Origin of the sequence: Colwellia maritima (assembly GCF_022669015.1) — a bacterium.
GTDB classification, from domain to species: Bacteria; Pseudomonadota; Gammaproteobacteria; order Enterobacterales; family Alteromonadaceae; genus Colwellia; species Colwellia maritima.
Genome location: NZ_JAKKSL010000003.1, coordinates 510,815 through 527,994 on the forward strand (window position 1 = coordinate 510,815; position 17,180 = coordinate 527,994).

14 protein-coding genes and 5 pseudogenes are annotated in these 17,180 nt (G+C 37.4%); 7 read left to right on the top strand and 12 right to left on the bottom strand.

Features of this window, described 5'->3' with window-relative positions; genetic code table 11:
• Positions 1-23: 23 nt before the first annotated feature.
• The 4 genes and pseudogenes from L3081_RS18305 to L3081_RS18320 form a co-directional block, all read right to left on the bottom strand.
• The gene (locus tag L3081_RS18305) at positions 24-548 is read right to left on the bottom strand and encodes a pilus assembly protein PilP (RefSeq protein WP_242287509.1); all 525 of its coding nucleotides are present in this window, start codon (positions 546-548) and stop codon (positions 24-26) included.
• Positions 545-1,147 carry a type IV pilus inner membrane component PilO gene (locus L3081_RS18310; RefSeq protein ID WP_242287511.1) on the bottom strand — a complete coding sequence of 201 codons (603 nt, stop codon included), beginning with the start codon at positions 1,145-1,147 and terminating at the stop codon, positions 545-547. The genes L3081_RS18305 and L3081_RS18310 overlap by 4 nt, the downstream gene beginning before the upstream one ends.
• Positions 1,137-1,721 carry a PilN domain-containing protein gene (locus L3081_RS18315; protein ID WP_242287513.1) on the bottom strand — a complete coding sequence of 195 codons (585 nt, stop codon included), beginning with the start codon at positions 1,719-1,721 and terminating at the stop codon, positions 1,137-1,139. The genes L3081_RS18310 and L3081_RS18315 overlap by 11 nt, the downstream gene beginning before the upstream one ends.
• Positions 1,709-2,787: pseudogene (locus tag L3081_RS18320) on the bottom strand (pilus assembly protein PilM). Before L3081_RS18320 ends, L3081_RS18315 begins: the two are co-directional and overlap by 13 nt.
• A gap of 127 nt (positions 2,788-2,914) precedes the next feature.
• Between L3081_RS18320 and L3081_RS29220 the strand changes: the two are divergent.
• Positions 2,915-5,536 (top strand): annotated as a pseudogene (locus tag L3081_RS29220) (penicillin-binding protein 1A).
• Positions 5,537-5,651: 115 nt separating this feature from the next.
• Here L3081_RS29220 and rsmI read toward each other — a convergent pair.
• The gene (gene rsmI / locus L3081_RS18340; RefSeq protein WP_242287519.1) at positions 5,652-6,503 is read right to left on the bottom strand and encodes a 16S rRNA (cytidine(1402)-2'-O)-methyltransferase; all 852 of its coding nucleotides are present in this window, start codon (positions 6,501-6,503) and stop codon (positions 5,652-5,654) included.
• Between the two features lie 116 nt (positions 6,504-6,619).
• Here rsmI and L3081_RS18345 point away from each other — a divergent pair, with 116 nt between their 5' ends.
• From L3081_RS18345 to dolP, 5 genes are all read left to right on the top strand, one after another.
• Positions 6,620-7,567 (top strand): penicillin-binding protein activator, encoded by a 948-nt coding sequence (locus tag L3081_RS18345; RefSeq protein ID WP_242287522.1) that lies wholly within the window; start codon positions 6,620-6,622, stop codon positions 7,565-7,567.
• Positions 7,509-8,669 carry a penicillin-binding protein activator gene (locus tag L3081_RS18350; protein WP_242287524.1) on the top strand — a complete coding sequence of 387 codons (1,161 nt, stop codon included), beginning with the start codon at positions 7,509-7,511 and terminating at the stop codon, positions 8,667-8,669. The genes L3081_RS18345 and L3081_RS18350 overlap by 59 nt, the downstream gene beginning before the upstream one ends.
• Positions 8,670-8,761: 92 nt before the next feature.
• Positions 8,762-9,031 (top strand): YraN family protein, encoded by a 270-nt coding sequence (locus L3081_RS18355; RefSeq protein ID WP_242287606.1) that lies wholly within the window; start codon positions 8,762-8,764, stop codon positions 9,029-9,031.
• Positions 9,032-9,128: 97 nt separating this feature from the next.
• Positions 9,129-9,713 carry an SIS domain-containing protein gene (locus L3081_RS18360; protein ID WP_242287525.1) on the top strand — a complete coding sequence of 195 codons (585 nt, stop codon included), beginning with the start codon at positions 9,129-9,131 and terminating at the stop codon, positions 9,711-9,713.
• Between the two features lie 5 nt (positions 9,714-9,718).
• Positions 9,719-10,315 carry a division/outer membrane stress-associated lipid-binding lipoprotein gene (gene dolP / locus L3081_RS18365; protein WP_242287528.1) on the top strand — a complete coding sequence of 199 codons (597 nt, stop codon included), beginning with the start codon at positions 9,719-9,721 and terminating at the stop codon, positions 10,313-10,315.
• Between the two features lie 109 nt (positions 10,316-10,424).
• Here the strand turns inward: dolP and L3081_RS18370 are convergent, their stop codons facing one another.
• The 7 genes and pseudogenes from L3081_RS18370 to rplM form a co-directional block, all read right to left on the bottom strand.
• Positions 10,425-10,916 carry a ClpXP protease specificity-enhancing factor gene (locus L3081_RS18370; protein ID WP_338027411.1) on the bottom strand — a complete coding sequence of 164 codons (492 nt, stop codon included), beginning with the start codon at positions 10,914-10,916 and terminating at the stop codon, positions 10,425-10,427.
• 18 nt (positions 10,917-10,934) lie between these two features.
• A pseudogene (gene sspA, locus L3081_RS18375) lies at positions 10,935-11,558 on the bottom strand (stringent starvation protein SspA); the annotation flags it as partial.
• Between the two features lie 130 nt (positions 11,559-11,688).
• The gene (locus L3081_RS18380) at positions 11,689-12,435 is read right to left on the bottom strand and encodes a cytochrome c1 (protein ID WP_242287530.1); all 747 of its coding nucleotides are present in this window, start codon (positions 12,433-12,435) and stop codon (positions 11,689-11,691) included.
• Positions 12,435-13,700, bottom strand: a complete 1,266-nt coding sequence (locus L3081_RS18385) for a cytochrome b (RefSeq protein ID WP_242287532.1) — start codon at positions 13,698-13,700, stop codon at positions 12,435-12,437. The genes L3081_RS18380 and L3081_RS18385 overlap by 1 nt, the downstream gene beginning before the upstream one ends.
• Positions 13,700-14,304: pseudogene (gene petA / locus L3081_RS18390) on the bottom strand (ubiquinol-cytochrome c reductase iron-sulfur subunit). Before petA ends, L3081_RS18385 begins: the two are co-directional and overlap by 1 nt.
• 641 nt (positions 14,305-14,945) lie before the next feature.
• Positions 14,946-15,339 (bottom strand): annotated as a pseudogene (gene rpsI / locus L3081_RS18395) (30S ribosomal protein S9).
• A 3-nt stretch (positions 15,340-15,342) separates the two neighbouring features.
• Positions 15,343-15,771 carry a 50S ribosomal protein L13 gene (gene rplM / locus L3081_RS18400; RefSeq protein WP_242287534.1) on the bottom strand — a complete coding sequence of 143 codons (429 nt, stop codon included), beginning with the start codon at positions 15,769-15,771 and terminating at the stop codon, positions 15,343-15,345.
• Positions 15,772-16,651: 880 nt separating this feature from the next.
• Here rplM and L3081_RS18405 point away from each other — a divergent pair.
• A complete protein-coding gene (locus L3081_RS18405; RefSeq protein WP_274620635.1) occupies positions 16,652-17,077 on the top strand; it encodes a pilin in 426 nt (141 codons plus the stop codon).
• The last annotated feature ends 103 nt before the right edge of the window (positions 17,078-17,180 follow it).

Below are 17,180 nucleotides of genomic sequence, written 5' to 3' on the forward strand. Positions count from 1 at the left end.
ATTAAATAGCATTATTATTTCCTTTACTCTTCTGACACAGATTGAGCAATTTTTATTACGGTTTCTCGCTCTACCCAACAACCTGCACCATCAGGTGTTAATTCTACTAATTTCACACTTTTTCCATCCACTTCTGTAATACGCCCATCATACAAGCCTAAATAACTACCAATAGATACTCTATGAAGCGTAAAGTCAGATGCTTCCATTAATGCCCAAAGCACACCATCATCTCCCATCGTGCCACGCATAGTAAGATCACTTAGCGCATATTTTTCTAGAGGTTGTTTTCGACGGCGAGGATCAGGACTTAAACAACCTGACATTTGCTGAATTTTCTGTTGTATAGCTTCTGGTTTAGGCAATGAAAATGGACTTCTTAAATCAAATGCGGAATAATCATAATGATTGTAAGGATGCACCTCTGGCATGGGATCTATTTGGCTTGTCGTCGTCGCTTGAACTCTTTCCATATGCGCGCTTAGATCACTTGTATCATCATAACAGCCGCTAACAAGAGCTAAACCAATTAAAACGAATATTCTCATTGTATTTCAGCCTCCTGCTCTTGGTAACGGTATGTTTTCGCTTCAAGCTTTAAATTAAGGGTATCTCCACCTTTATCAAGAAGATTAATCTTGAAATTATGCAAGGTGACAATTCGTGGTAATCCTGCAATTTTACTAACAAAACCACCAAAGGAGTGGTATGGACCATTAACTTCAATATCAATTGGTAATTCAATATAAATTTCTTTACTAATTTCGGGCTGCCATTCCAACTTAACAAACTCTAAACCATTGGTCGTCCCAATAAAGGTTATATCATCTAATAAACCTGGCGTTTCATGGCTATTAGGTAAGCTTCTTAACTGAGTAGCAAATATTTCTTCCGCCTCAATCATTTGCGCTCTAAATAATTCTAGATTAGCAGCAACATGATATTTTACTTCGTATGACTGTTTTAAAGTAAGTTCTTCTGCTTTCACCCGTTCAAGTTGATCTATTTTGTCACTAACCAAGCCTATATAACCTAAAAAGATAACCATGCCGGCTAAAAATATAATTAACACTAGCTTCGGAGCATCAGGCCATTGACCTATATTTTCTATATCAAGATCTTCAAATTGTGATTTATCAAACTTCACTGCCCACCTCCTGCTGCACTAGTAGCATCACCACCAAACCTTGAATTTTAACTCTCATTTTAAAGCTACTGAGTAGTTTTGGTGAGCCATCATCTGTTGTTATCGACTCAGGGGTAGCATCAGTAAATAAATCAGATAATTCAATCGCTCTGATCATGTTTGCCAAATGATTATTAGATTCACTTTTTCCTATAATCTCAATACTATTACCTTGTTTATCAAGCTGAGTGATATATATACCATTAGGAATGATTTTTGCTATTTCATCAAGGATCTGCGTACCAACATTGCGACTTCGTTGCAATTGTTCAACAACATCAATACGTTTTTGTAACTCTGCTTTTTTATCGTTTAATGTTTTGATTTCAGCAATTTGTATATCTAATTTTTCAATTTCATTTTTTAAAAACTGATTACGCATTGATTGACCGTCAATACGTGATTGAAAATTTAAATTCACCGAAAATATTATGACAAAGGCAATTAAACCAACCGCAATTAGTAATGTAAAAAATTCTTTTTGTTTTTCCTTGAGCGCTTGCTCTCGCCAAGGAAGCAGATTTATATATGCCATGGCGAAAAACTCCTTAAAGCTAAACCAGTAGCCACTGTTAATTGCGGTGCCACTTTAGCTAGCTCTTCTTTGTTAATAGAATCTGATAATGTCATTTCATTAAAAGGATTAGCAACAACAGTATGTACTCCTAATTCTTCCGTCAACAATTTTTCAATATCTTCAATTGATGCAGTCCCCCCAGAAACAAGCAAATAATCAACTTTTTTTAAACCGCCGGAAGTTAAAAACATTTGAATTGCCCTGCGTATTTGTTGCATCACTACAGTATGAAAAGGCGCTAACACTTCAAAAGTATAATTGGGTGGTAAATCATTGGTGATTTTTGCTAATTCAGCTTCTTCAAATGATTTATTGTAATAAGAAACGATTGAACGTGTATATTGCTCACCGCCAAACATTTGATCACGACTATATAAATGCTTTCCTGCTTTCGTGACGGAAAACAATGTCATTGTCGCCCCTATATCAACTATAGCAACGGTTTTATCTGCTGCATCGTCAGGTAATTGAGATAGGCACAAATCATGGGAACGACTAACAGCGTAGGATTCAACATCGATTACTTTAGCAGCAAACCCCCGACTTCTAGCGCAGCGACCCTAGCTTCAATTGATTCAGTGCGAGCTGCACTTAAGAGGACATTAACTTTACTTGGATCTGATTCATTGACATCTAACGTTTCAAAATCCAAGCTAACTTCATCTAAGGGATAAGGGATTAAACTGTCAGCCTCAATTTCAATTTGACTGGCTAGTTCTTCTTCACTTAATGAAACATCCATATAAATGATTTTAGTAATAACCGTTTGTCCTGAAACCGCAGCGGCTGCTTCTTTCGCATTCATTGGTATATTTTTGCGTATTTTCGCAATCACTTTACCAACAGCTTCAATATCTTGAATTTCTCGATCAACAACCGAACCACGAACCATTGGCTCAATAGCAAAGTCTTCTAAAATATAGCCTTCACTGCCCTGTTTTAGTAAAACGGCTTTGACCGAATGAGACCCGATATCGATCCCAACCATCATAGTTGTTTTCTTTTTCCATATTTTATCTAGCATGACAACCCACTAAATTGTTTTATTTTAATTATTTTAGACATGTTTTTCACATAAATACATTTATTACATGGTTTTACAAGATATACTAGTATTATCTGACATTTTCCCAATAAATAGAGTATTTGTCGTGTTTTCAGCTAAAAATTTTTTCAAAATCACGTTTATTTTAGTATTTTTCGCTATTTTTTCTATATTTATTTTATATTTAACTTTACGCGATGAATTACCCAATATCAATTCATTAAAAGATGTGCAATGGCAAACGCCTATGCAGATATATAGTAATGATGGTTTATTGATTTCGCAATTTGGTGAAAAAAAGCGTAAACCCTTAAATTTTGATGAGATCCCTCAATCATTAATTAATGCTTTACTCGCAACAGAAGATGATCGGTTTTATTTTCATTTTGGTGTCGACCCTATAGGTCTTACTCGTGCTGTGTTAGGAAAACTTACCGGTAATGACAAGGGCGGTGCAAGTACGATAACCATGCAGGTTGCTCGTAATTTTTTCTTAACAAGAGAAGTCACCTACACGCGTAAAATTAGAGAGATATTTCTCTCCTTTCATATTGAAAGTTTGTTAACTAAAAATGAAATATTAACATTGTATATTAACAAAATCCCCTTAGGTCACAGAGCTTTTGGCTTTGGTGCTGCCGCGCAAGTTTATTATGGTAAAGAATTAAACCAGTTGAACTTAGCTCAAATTGCCGTTTTGGCCGGTTTACCTAAAGCACCTTCGACCTATAACCCGATCAGTCGCCCTGATCGCGCCAAAATTCGTCGTACCACGGTATTACAGCGTATGTTAGTCAGTGGTTATATTACTGATGAAGAATATCAACAAGCAAAAAATGCCCCAATAACAGGTATGCCTCACGGTGCAGAAATAGCCCTTAATGCTCCTTATGTTGCTGAAATGGCGCATAAAGAAATGATTAAGCGTTACGGTAAAGAACAAGCCTATACGGGAGGATTTAAAGTATACACCACAGTGACTAACAAATTGCAGCAAGCGGCAAACAGCGCTGTAACCAGTAATTTACTGCGTTATGATCAGCGGCATGGTTATCGAGGAGCAATAACCTCACTACGGCCTAATAGCAAAGTCTCGGGTAAATCCCGCGGATCTGTAAATGATAATGAAAATCTTGCAGAAGATACAAATTTAACATTATCACAATTGTCTCCCCCTTACGGATGATGAAATATCAACGGCACTAGACCAGGTAACCTCATATCAACATTTAGTTCCGGCAGTTGTTACCATGGTGAACGAACGCTCAGTTAACATTACTCTAGAGGGAAATAGAAAGGCGATTATTGAATGGCCTGGTATGGCTTGGGCGCGTCCATACATAAATGATCAAAAACAAGGCACTCCACCTGATAATGCTTATGAAATATTTAACTACGGTGACGTGATTTTAGTCAGTAGAAATGAGTCTGATGAATATCAACTTAGTCAATTACCACGGGCAAGTGCCGCCATTATTTCTTTATCACCAGATGATGGCGCGATAAAAGCGGCGGTGGGTGGCTTTAGTTATAAACAAAGTCAGTTTAACCGTGTTACTCAAGCTAAACGACAAGTTGGCTCGAATATAAAACCCTTCATCTATTCTGCTGCGCTCGAAAATGGCTATACTTTAGCTTCGCTAATTAATGATGCACCAATAAATCAATGGGATAAAAGTAGCGGTGTTGTTTGGCGCCCAAAAAACTCTCCTGAAACCTATGTAGGTCCAATTAGAATGCGTTTAGCATTAGCGCAATCAAAAAACGTAATTGCTGTCAGGTTACTTAAAAGTATTGGCTTAGATACAGCCATAGAACACCTCACTTCTTTTGGTTTTTCAACTGATGACTTACCCCGTAATGAATCGTTAGCACTAGGTTCAGCATCATTAACACCATTAGAAGTCGCTACCGGTTTTGCAACTTTTGCTAACGGTGGTTTCTTGGTTGAACCTTATCTTATTGACCGTATAGAAACAGCTGATGGGGAAATCGTTTTTCAAGCCAATCCTCGTTTAGCGTGTGATCCTTGTGAATCAACTGTGCTTTCAAACGAAAATTCAGCCACTGAAGAAACATTACTTGAACAAGAAGATCTTTCCCTTGCAGCCCGCACAGATGGAACAACCATCCCTGCTAAAATAACCTCGGCCCCCAGAGCGATTTCTGCGCAAAATGCTTTTTTAATTACTCAAGCCCTTAATAGTGGCATTTGGGGTGCTGATTGGTCGATAGAAAATGGTTGGCAAGGAACGGGTTGGCGCGCACGTTCATTAAAACGAAAAGACATTCCGGTAAAACAGGTACAACAAACGAAGCAAAAGATGCTTGGTTCTCTGGTTTTTCTCGCCGTTTAGTTACCACGTCATGGATAGGATTTGATGATCCTAGCCGAAACTTAGGTCAATCGGTTTACAACAGTAACTTGGGAAAAAACCAAACTACGGGTAAAGAATTTGGTGCTAAATCTGCACAACCTGCATGGATAGAATTTATGAAGGTTGCCCTCACAGATATTGCAATAGAGCCATTCGAAGTACCAGTAGATATAGTTTCTGTACGTATAGATAAAAAAACAGGTAAATTAAGCACTAAAACTAACAAAAGTAGTTTGTTTGAATACTTCCAAGTGGGTACCGCGCCAACCGAATATGTAAGCCAAGATAACAGTGTTGATATTTTTCAACATGATGTTGACGTTAAAAGTGAAGAGAGTGAATTGTTTTAACACAAGATAGTTTCTATAAAAATAATAACATGGGCACACTATATTGACCGCCCACGTTATCTTGTAATACTTTAAGTATTACAAGATAACGTTTAAAAGTTTATGCTTTTAAACCTTATACTTTTAAACTTAAGGCTATTTCATAAAGCGCGTTCTTTTTTACTTTATAAATTTCTGCAACGATTGCACAGGCCTTTTTAGGTTTCATTTCAGCCAACAGTAATGTTAAGGTGTTGATTACTTCAGCAGAGATTTCATCCGGCTTTGCCTTATATCCTTCAATAATAAGCACCATTTCACCTTTAAGTTGATTCGCATCCTCCTCTAACCAAGTCACTAGGTTTTCAGCCGTATCTGAATAAATAGTTTCAAAGGTTTTCGTTAACTCTCGGGCAATCACAATATATCGTTCTCTTCCCATAGTGCTAACAATATCCTTTATAGTGTCAATGGCGCGTCGTGGCGCATCATAAAAAACCATCGTTCTCGGTTCATCTGCCAAGGCTAATAATGTACTCTGTCTAGCACCTGATTTAGATGGTAAAAAACCTTCAAATGAAAACCTATCAGTGGGCAACCCTGCCACACTTAACGCAGCAATAGCAGCGCAAGCACCAGGTAAAGGTGATATGGGTAAACCTAAACTCCGGCAGTGCCTTACTAAATGAAATCCAGGATCACTGATCAATGGCGTGCCCGCATCTGACACTAAAGCAATACTTTGACCTTCTTGTAACAATTGGGCTATGTAATCTTGCCGCTGACGTTCATTATGATCATGCATTGACAGTGTTTTATTTTTAATGGCAAAAGCTGAAAGCAACTTTTGTGTATGACGAGTGTCTTCGCAGGCTATTACATCAACCTGCGTTAATACTGCTAACGCTCTTGCGGTAATATCTCCCAGATTACCAATTGGGGTGGCAACAATATACAAAGTGCCTGCATTTATTTTGAAATCACTCATGTAAACTTACTTCTTTCGTTGGTACTTAGGTTTTAGGAACAGTATTTAGTTGAGACTCACTGCAATGGCGTTTATTATAACCTTACACTGAGCTAAAAATGCACGGATTTTTCCACGTGAGTCAAACTAATTTCCAAGTGTTAACGTTAACCAAAAGATCATTATTTAAAATATGCAAAGAAAAGCGTGTCTACAACACTTTTCTAATAGTGCTATTCTCAACCCTATTCTTATCTTCTTGTAGCACAAAGCCTACGATAAAAAAGACAGATCAACCGTCAAAATTTGTAATAGAAAAGGAGCCAGAAATAATAACAGCCGAGGAAAAGCTAGCGCTAGCAAGATCACTGCATACTAAATTACTCAAATCGAAATCCGTCAATAGACAATCTGTTAACGATGACCAGACTTTACAGATGACACAAACACGTATAACTCAATTACTCATTGAGGCCGCCGAGCTTTTTGTGAAACAAGAAAATTTTTCAAAAGCCCTTTGGTTAGCGAACGATATTTCGCAAACAAATCAAAAAAATGATTTACCAAATATGCAAAAACATAATAAATACCTTAATAACTACCGGTTATTAATGGTAAAAGCTAACAGCTTACTAGCGCTCAACTTTCACCAACAAGCGCAGCAACAATTAAATATAGCGAAAGAATTAGTCGCCTTTACGCACAATGAAAACATTACGCCATCACTCTCGTTAACCCTTGAATACTATCAGGCTTTAACTAAAGTCCTTTTAGCTCACGAACACTTTACGCTAGCACTTGAAGCTCAGTTAAATGCATTTGTATTAAATTCAGAGGCATCTATTGAAGAGATTCAATCCATTTGGCATGCGCTTGAAATATTAACGCCGTGGCAACTCTCTCAACTGATCAACAGTAAACCACCTTTTATAGAAGGATGGGCACAATTACTAAGTTACAGTCATCAATATGGCGCTAATCCCAAACAATTTTCGGATTATTTAGACCAATGGCAGCAAAATAACCTTGCAAAGACATCCTGCGATGGCTATTATCCCACAATTGCAGGCAGGGCATCCATTTGAACAAACTATTCCCGATCCCATTGAAAATATCGCTGTGTTACTACCACTAACAGGCGGACAACAAAAAGCCGGCTTGGCTGCTCAGCAGGGTATATTAGCCGCCTATGACAATAATCCAAACACCAATGTATTCTTTATCGATACGAATCAAATAATTTGGAAAAATATTGGTGATAACTTTACTAAACTTAAAATAGACCACATTATTGGCCCATTGTTAAAATCTAACGTGGAAGCCTTATTAAATGAAAGTATGCAACAAACTGCCCTGCAAATTCCCACATTATTACTAAACTTACCCTCTCAACACTCACTTGCACCCTATCAAGCAGCCTTATCTATGCGCCCTGAAGATGAAGCAGTCCAAGCAGCGGCAACACTTAGTCAGCATAATTATGAACATCCGATAGTGTTAAGTCACAATGACAGGGTATCTAAACGCATTGCTATAGCATTTAGAGATCAATGGCAATCATCGACAGGTGACACTGTCGATATTGTCTATTTTGATCAAGGACAGCAAATGCAGGCAAGTTTAAAAGACAGCCTTGACGTAAATGCAAGCCAAACACGTATATCACAATTAAATAGTCGTCTTAAATACAACATAGAATCTGAGCCAAGAAACCGCCGTGATATAGATATGATTTATCTTGTTGGCACCGCAGCACAAACACGTTTAATTAAGCCGTATATTGACGTTAATACAAGCCCATTTTCTGATGTTATTCCTGTGTATGCCAGTTCACGTAGCCACAGTGATTTCAATGATAAAAATACGGCTAGTAGTATGAATGATTTACAAGGATTAACGTTTACTCAAATACCTTGGCTGTTAAACTCTAAACAACAAAATAAAGAACTCAACAGACTTAGTGATGAATTATGGCCTAAAAGAACCGACAGTTTATCAAGAATTTTCGCCATGGGAGTTGATAGCTATCAATTAATGGGTAAAGTATCGTTAATGAAACAATACCCTTATATTCGCCACTTTGGTCAAACCGGGGAATTACAATTAAACAAAGCAAATATACTCACCCGAAGCTTGGTTTGGGGACAATATAAAAATGATAAGGTAATTCAAGTTGCTATGGAATAAGCCACAAACAAGCCGTAATAAAGGTATAGCAACTGAGGCATTAGCCCAAAGACTATCTGCAGGACCAGGGTTTAGTTTTTATCGATAAAAATATTCATTGTCGCCAAGGTGAAATAGATTTGATAATGAAAGATAAACAAACTTTTGTCTTTGTTGAAGTCAAATTTCGCAAGAATAACCAATTTGGTGGAGCAATCGCTGCTGTATCTCAAGCAAAACAAAATAAAATTAAACATTGTGTTGCATTTTTTCTCCATCAAGCCAAATTAAATGAATATAATACACCTTGTCGATTTGACGTTATCGCCTTAGAAGGGGATATTAATAATCCACAAATCACTTGGCTGAAAAATGCCTTTTAACCTTTTTGAGTTATTCAATCAAATATTATTTTTAAAACGCTATCGGTACACCACAAGTTGTGAACTAGAAGTGAAACATTGGAGTTATTTACCCTAGATGCTAGAACAGATCCAAAATAATTTTACCGAAAGCATTCAAACGCAAATAGCGGCAACTGAAGCTATTTCGGGTGCAATAGAGCAAGCCGGCATAATGATGGTACAGTGCTTATTAGGCGGCAATAAAATGTTAGCTTGCGGTAATGGCGGGGCGGCCGGTCATGCTCAACACTTCTGTGCTCAACTATTAAACCGTTTTGAAACTGAGCGCCCCGGCTTACCCGCAATTTCTCTTTCATCGAGTAGTATTGCTATCACGTCAATAGCGAATGATGCTCAATACGAAGAATTGTTTTCCAAACAAATTAGAGCCTTAGGTAATAATGGTGATGTATTAGTGGCCATCTCTGCTTCTGGTAATTCACGTAACGTAATCAAGGCGATTGAAAGTGCTGTTTCCCGTGACATGCCAATCATTGCTTTAACCGGTGCTGATGGCGGTGATATCGGCTTGTTAGGAGAGAATGACGTTGAAATTAGAGTGCCATCCTCAAGAACAGCCCGTATCAACGAAGTACACTTAATAGTACTCCACTGTTTGTGCGAAATTATTGATACAACTTTATTTCCTTCGGAGACGTAATAGGTATGACAATTATAGCTAACCCCACACGTTCTAAGACGATTAAACTGATAGCGACACTACTCACTCTTAGTATACTTCAAGGCTGTGCTGCTGTAGCAGTGGTTGCAATTACTACCGGTGCAAGTATGGCTACAGATCGCCGTAGTATTGGTAACCAAATAGATGACCAAAGTATTGAACTTGAAGCCTATAATGAAATAACCAAAAATAAATCATTAAACGCTAATACTAATTTACATATCACCAGTGTTAACGGCTCTGTATTAATTATTGGTCAAGCTCCCTCCACTTACCTTAGAGATCAAGCAATAAAAATTGTTACCAATATAACGGGGGTTGCACGTATTCATAACCAAATTCGTATTGGTAACGTTACCTCAGTTACAACTCAAACAAATGATGTGTGGCTGACATCAAAAGTTAAAACGGCATTATTTTCTAGTGATGAAGTCAATGGTAAAGATATTAAAGTGGTTACTGAAAATGGTGAAGTTTTCTTAATGGGTATTGTTTCAAAGAAAGAAGCAGATGCTGCGGTAAATATTACACGTAATATTAGTGGTGTGAATCGTGTTTTTAAAGCGTTTGAATATTTATAAACACACACATAACCATTAAATAATAATTAAAAAAACGCGATTAAACACCAACCTACTGGTTTTACAGCTAGGGCAGTATTCATTCGCGTTTTAGTTTACAAGCTAAAACTTACTTAATCACTTTTAAGCTAGCTTTACCTTTACCTGATTTTTTAACCTCTGATGTTTTATCACCCGATGAAACACTGGTTAAACTTGGTTTATTAGGTTTTGATTGCGGTTTTATCGCCGTGCTTCTATCTTCTATTGCTATATCTGCATCACTAGGATGTTCTATTGGCAATGAAGTCCCTGCACCATTCTCTTTAGCATAAATTGCCGCAATTGCCCCATAAGGGACAGTCATGTGCTCAAGTTTACCGCCAAAGCGTGCGCTAAACTCAATAGCATGCTCACCTAATGCAATACTACCAACGGCTGATGCTGCGATGTTCAATACAATTTGACCATCTTTTGCATAAGCCATCGGTACTAAAACCCCATGAACACTAACATCAACAGCGATGTAAGGCGTCAAATCATTATCTGAAATCCAGTCATAAAAAGCCCCAACCAAATAGGGCTTATTAGAACTCATTTTAATGTCAGACGAATCAATCATTAAGTCTGGATGTCCAAAACGAAGCTCACGCTCAGCTTCAGTCAATGAAGCTTGAAATGATTCACGTTCGAACAAGCGAAGCATATAAGTTTTAAGTTCTTTAGAGCCTTGTCCATCAAGTTCAATACCAAAAACAGGTAAGCGCCATAATAATGGTGCTAAATAACAATCAACTAAACTGTATTCTTCACTCATAAAGTAAGGCGCTTCATTTAAAATAGGCGCAACACTCAATAAACTTTCTTTCAGTTCTTGGCGTGCTTTTGCGGCTTCGCCTGCACTACCCGTTAATATTATTTTAGCCAAACTATACCAATCATTTTCAATACGGTGCATCATTAAACGACTGCGACCACGTGATACTGGATATACAGGCATTAACGGTGGATGTGGAAAACGCTCATCTAAATACTCAATAATGATTTTAGCTTCATATAACGCTAATTCACGATCGATCAATGTTGGTACTGTTCCGTAGGGATTTAAGTCAATTAAATCTTCTGGCAAATTTGCCATGTCGACTAAATTAATATCAACACCAACGCCCTTTTCTGCCAATACTATACGTGTTTGATGACTATACATATCATCAGCATGCGAGAATAACGTCATTACTGAACGTTTATTTGCTGCTACGGCCATAGGGCCTCCTACTTTCTATATAAGGTGTTTAAGAATAATTATTCTTAAAACGGCTTCTTTACAACTGATAATGGGGGCACAAAGCCCCCTGTATTTTTTTGTAACTTTCACAAGCTAGTTGTAAAGGTCACTAATGTACGTCTTTCCAATATTCTTTCTTGAGGAAATAAGCAATAATAAAGAAAATAAACAAGAATATTAATACGTTCACGCCCATGGCTTCACGTTCAAGTTTACTTGGTTCACCAACATATTCTAAAAAGTTAGTTAAATCACGAACCACAATATCATATTCTTCAGCAGTTAAACTACCACCCATCGGCGGGCTAACGTGAGACACTTCGTGTTCAACGCCATGTTCATCAAGTTCTTTACTTACTACTAAGGTGCTAACACCTTGCAAGTCTTGCAAAACATGTGGCATACCAACATCTTTAAATACCTTATTGTTTACACCAAAAGGACGTTTATCATCCATATAGAATGAACGTAAATAGGTATAAATCCAATCAGGGCTACGTAAACGTGCTTCAAGTGTTAAATCGGGTGGCGCAGTACCAAACCAACTAGCCGCTTCTTTTTTCGGCATAGTGTTAGTAATGTGATCACCAGGTTTTTCGCCAGTATACATATAATTTGCAACACCATCAGCCGGTTCAATACCTAGATCTGTGAAGGTACGGTTATAGCGTTGATATTGTAATTGATGACAGCCTAAACAATAGTTGATATAGGTTTTAAAACCATTCTTTAATGACTCTTTGTCTGCTAAATCGTTATTAGCCTTATCTAAATGAATGCCACCTGAAGCAGCAAGCGCAGATACTGACACTATAGCGGCTAAGCCAAAGGCTAACGCCTTAATTAAATTTTTCATTAGTGTGAAACCCTCTCTGGTACTGGCTTACATTTTTCATTCTTAGAGTAGAACCAAAGTGCAACGAAGAATCCGAAATAACCAAAAGTAGCAATGGTGCCAATTAAATTAGCGGTAGGCGTAGCAGGTAAAGTACCTAAAACACCTAAAACAATAAAACATACAGAAAATTGAATTAAGTTAAGTAAGTGTAACTTAGAACGGAATTTAACTGATTTTACCACGCCACGATCAAACCACGGCACAAGGAAAAGCACAATAATTGCTGAGAACATACCAATAGCGCCTAACAACTTGTCAGGAATAACACGTAAAATGGTATAGAAAGGACCAAAATACCAAACTGGGGCAATATGCACAGGGGTTTTCAAACCATTGGGCGGCTCAAAGTTTGGCGCTTCCATAAAGTAACCACCACCCTCAGGGGCAAAAAACATTACCCAACAGAAAATAATTAAAAAGCCTGCTACACCCATAATATCTTTTACTGAGTAATAAGGATGGAACGGTATCGCATCAACAATATCGTATTTATCTGTATATTGTTTGTGAAACTTAAATTTGCTTTGATCTTCAGGTTTAACACTGCCTTTCGGTTTCTTAACATCAGTACCTTCAGGGTTATTTGAACCAACCTCATGTAAAGCAAGAATGTGTAAGAACACTAAAATAACTAATACCAATGGCATAGCAATAACATGCAAAGCAAAGAAACGGTTTAACGTAGCACCAGAAATAACATAATCACCACGGATCCATAGCGTTAAATCATCACCAATAACAGGAATGGCACCAAACAAGGATATAATTACTTGTGCCCCCCAATACGACATATTACCCCAAGGTAATAAATAGCCCATAAATGCTTCAGCCATTAACACCAAGAAGATCAACATACCGAAGATCCATAATAATTCACGCGGTTTTTGATACGAACCGTACATTAATCCGCGCATCATATGAAGGTAAACCACGATAAAGAAAGCAGACGCGCCCGTTGAATGCATATAGCGTAACAACCAACCGTAATCCACATCACGCATGATATATTCAACACTAGCGAAGGCACCATCACCCGAAGGTTCGTAACTCATGGTTAGCCACACGCCAGTTAAAATTTGGTTTACAAGTACTAACATGGCTAACGAGCCAAAGAAATACCAAAAATTGAAGTTTTTGGGGGTCGGATATTGCGCCAGATGCTTATTCCAAGCATCTGTTAAAGGTAATCGTTTATCCATCCAGGCCATAAAGTTTGCTAACATTATGCTTCTCCTTTACTGTCATCAGGACCAACACCAATCAATAAAGTGTCTTCACTCGTAAACGAATGCTCAGGAACCATCAAGTTTAATGGTGCAGGAACGCCTTGAAATACACGCCCTTGACCATATCAAATTTACTACCGTGACATGGACAGAAAAATCCTTGACTTACACCCTCTACAAACTCATTAAAATCACCGTTATGATGAGTAGGTGCGCAACCTAAATGTGTACACACACCTAGAGCAACCAAGAATTCAGGCTTAATTGAACGATATGCATTAGTTGCATAAGTCGGTTGTTGTGCTTTTTCAGAATTAGGATCGCGTAATTGGTCATCATGCTTGGCTAAATCATTAACGGTTTCTTCTGTTCGCCTAACGACATAAACAGGCTTACCACGCCACTCAGCTCGAATTAATTGACCAGGCTCTATTTTACCTACATTGACTTCTACTGGAGCACCCGCAGCTTTCGCGCGAGCACTTGGGTTCCAGGAACCAATGAAAGGCACAGCCACACCGACAACACCAAGACCACCAACAACGGCAGTAGCCGCAGTTAAGAAGCGTCGACGGCCGTTATTTACAGGCACATTGCTCATTCACACTCTCCAATTCACGTTGATTACCAAACAATTATTATTGACCTTACTGTTCATGGTTTGCGTTATTAAAATGAACAAAGCCTTGTTTTTGTTTGATCAAACTTATACCAAGCGGTATATCGACAAAAAATTTGTACGATCATAAAGAAATAGGCCATTTTTTACAAGGTAAAAAGTGAGCTAAGTGCCGTAAAAATCGAAATAAACTGAAATAGCAATTGAAAATCACACTGCAATACGTTAATCGAAATAATGGTTATTTTTTTATTGAATGGTTTGTAAAATGATTAATAGGCTTGTGATAATTGTAACAAATTGATTCTGCGAAAGAATTTTAAAAACTCAAAGAAACAAAGCCTATTTATCCATGAAAAACGCGTCTCATCACATCATCAAGGTAGTAGTCGGGTATTTATTAGCGCACGTAGGCGGGAATTTAATATTGCCCCGTCCACAGCTATAAAAAAACCGACACAAGGTCGGTTTTTTTGAACATCGTATAATAAACGAAGAGTTGAATTCTAAATATTCTGAATTTAGACAAAGCCGTCAAATTGTGAGCCCCTGAACTTAGATCTACTAAGTGACTGGGGCAAATAATGCAGACAATGCCGTATAAATTCTGAATATGACGAATTTTAACGTTTTGAGAACTGTGGTTTCTTACGTGCTTTGTGTAAGCCCACTTTCTTACGTTCAACTTTACGAGCATCACGGGTAACAAAACCGGCATGGCGTAAACCAGGACGTAAAGTTTCATCAAACTCCATTAATGCACGAGTAATACCGTGACGAATTGCACCAGACTTGACCAGAAATACCACCACCTACTACAGAGATGTTAAAGTCAAACTTTTCTAACATTTCAACTAACTCTAACGGTTGACGAACAACCATACGAGCCGTTTCACGTCCGAAATACTCAGAAATATCACGTTTGTTAATTGTAATTGCACCGTTACCGACTTTCATGAACACACGAGCAGTTGAGCTCTTGCGACGACCAGTACCGTAATATTGATTATCAGCCATTGCTTAAAGCTCCAAAAGTTGTGGTTGTTGTGCAGTATGCGCGTGCTCAGCACCGGCATACACTTTTAATTTGCGGAACATTTCACGACCTAAAGGACCTTTAGGTAACATGCCTTTAACAGCAAATTCAAGAACACGTTCTGGTGCTTTTTCAATTAGCTTTTCAAAGCTAATTTGTTTAAGACCACCAGGGAATTCAGTATGCGAATAGTAAATTTTACCTTTCGCTTTATTACCAGTTACACGTACTTTCTCAGCATTAATAACAACGATATAATCGCCAGTATCAACATGAGGAGTATATTCTGGTTTATGCTTACCGCGTAAACGGCTTGCAATTTCAGTAGCGATACGACCTAAAGTTTTATCTTCGGCGTCCACTAAGAACCATTCGCGTTGTACGCTTGCCGGTTTAGCTACAAAAGTTTTCATTAAAAAACCCAATTTAAAAAATGTTACTTAAATGACAAATCAAACATAGGCTTGTTTTGTCGGTTAATAATAGACTACGCAATTACCCCTTCGAGTATCGAGCCTAACGTCTTAAAGCCCTATCTAATGAAGTAAACTAAGCCTCGCAGCTGCGCTAATTCAAAGAAACAGACCATTAAAAAGACAGTTTGTAACGTAGGGAGCGCGGATTATACAGAATTGTAAAAAGAAGATCACGCGGATTTTGATTATTTTTTATATCTTTTTTGGGATTAAACGATTAAATATTGGCTTTGTTCTATATTGGCTATTAAATAAACTATTAAGTTTGTTATCAACTCAGAGCTACATTCACTAGCTTAAAACAAGCAAAATTAGTTAAACATAGTCATTAAAAAGCCATTAAAAAGCCATTAAAAAATTTCTAAACTCTATTTAAAACAAGAATACGAATGTAGCTTTATTCAATTATACTAATTAAGTATATCTTATCAAAATTTATCAAAAAACGAGCAATTACTTCTTTTTAAAGGCGAAATTTGTCATTTTTTCAACATTATTCTTTACAATGTAGTTAAGTTAGTTATATTTAGGGCAACTTTTAATTGTTCTATTTTGTCTGACACCTACCAAAAAGCATTCTTTGCTACAACAGGTATAAGGCAGAGAAATACGATCTAAAGGTTAACTTAGTGTTAATTTTTAATCTAAATGTTAACTAAAATACCCCCTTAGGTAAAAAATTAATCAACACTGGATTAAATAGCAAAAAAAACAAAAAAAGGCGCTACATCATTTTACATTTATAAAAATATGTCGCATATTAACTTCAGCCCCCGTAGAAATTAATGGAATTATTACTATGAAAAATTTAAACACAATGAACAAAATGACTAACAAAGCACAACAAGGTTTTACCCTAATTGAATTGATGATCGTTGTTGCGATTATCGGTATTCTAGCGGCGGTTGCCTTGCCTGCATATTCTGATTATCAAGCAACGTCGAAAATGACGGCCGGTTTGGCTGAAATCACTGGTGGTAAAACACAGTTCGAAATTTTAGCAAACAACGGCGAAACACCATCAAACGCTTTAATGACATCTTTAGAAACAGGCAATGATACACAAAACTGTGATATTGAAGTTACGGGTACTACTATTGTTTGTACTATTGTAAATGCTCCAACACAAGTTAATGGCGCAACTCTTACATGGACTCGTGATCTGAATACAGGTGTATGGTCTTGTAAGTCAGCTAATATAACAGGTGATAATTCTTTAGCCCCTAAAGCCTGTCCAGTATAATTATCAAATTGATAGTTTATATTTGATAAAAAAGCTCCTTCGGGAGCTTTTTTATCGCCTATAGTAATACTTACCCTAGGTTATTTGCCATCCACTCGATAAA

Bases quoted from the DNA above. Each gene is read 5' to 3' on its own strand.
- L3081_RS18305 (WP_242287509.1), bottom strand. From the start codon at position 548: ATGAGAATATTCGTTTTAATTGGTTTAGCTCTTGTTAGCGGCTGTTAT.
- L3081_RS18315 (WP_242287513.1), bottom strand. From the start codon at position 1,721: ATGGCATATATAAATCTGCTTCCTTGGCGAGAGCAAGCGCTCAAGGAA.
- rsmI (WP_242287519.1), bottom strand. From the start codon at position 6,503: ATGAGTGATTTCAAAATAAATGCAGGCACTTTGTATATTGTTGCCACC.
- L3081_RS18360 (WP_242287525.1), top strand. From the start codon at position 9,129: ATGCTAGAACAGATCCAAAATAATTTTACCGAAAGCATTCAAACGCAA.
- dolP (WP_242287528.1), top strand. From the start codon at position 9,719: ATGACAATTATAGCTAACCCCACACGTTCTAAGACGATTAAACTGATA.
- L3081_RS18370 (WP_338027411.1), bottom strand. From the start codon at position 10,916: ATGATTGATTCGTCTGACATTAAAATGAGTTCTAATAAGCCCTATTTG.
- L3081_RS18380 (WP_242287530.1), bottom strand. From the start codon at position 12,435: ATGAAAAATTTAATTAAGGCGTTAGCCTTTGGCTTAGCCGCTATAGTG.
- L3081_RS18385 (WP_242287532.1), bottom strand. From the start codon at position 13,700: ATGTTAGCAAACTTTATGGCCTGGATGGATAAACGATTACCTTTAACA.
- rplM (WP_242287534.1), bottom strand. From the start codon at position 15,771: ATGAAAACTTTTGTAGCTAAACCGGCAAGCGTACAACGCGAATGGTTC.
- L3081_RS18405 (WP_274620635.1), top strand. From the start codon at position 16,652: ATGAACAAAATGACTAACAAAGCACAACAAGGTTTTACCCTAATTGAA.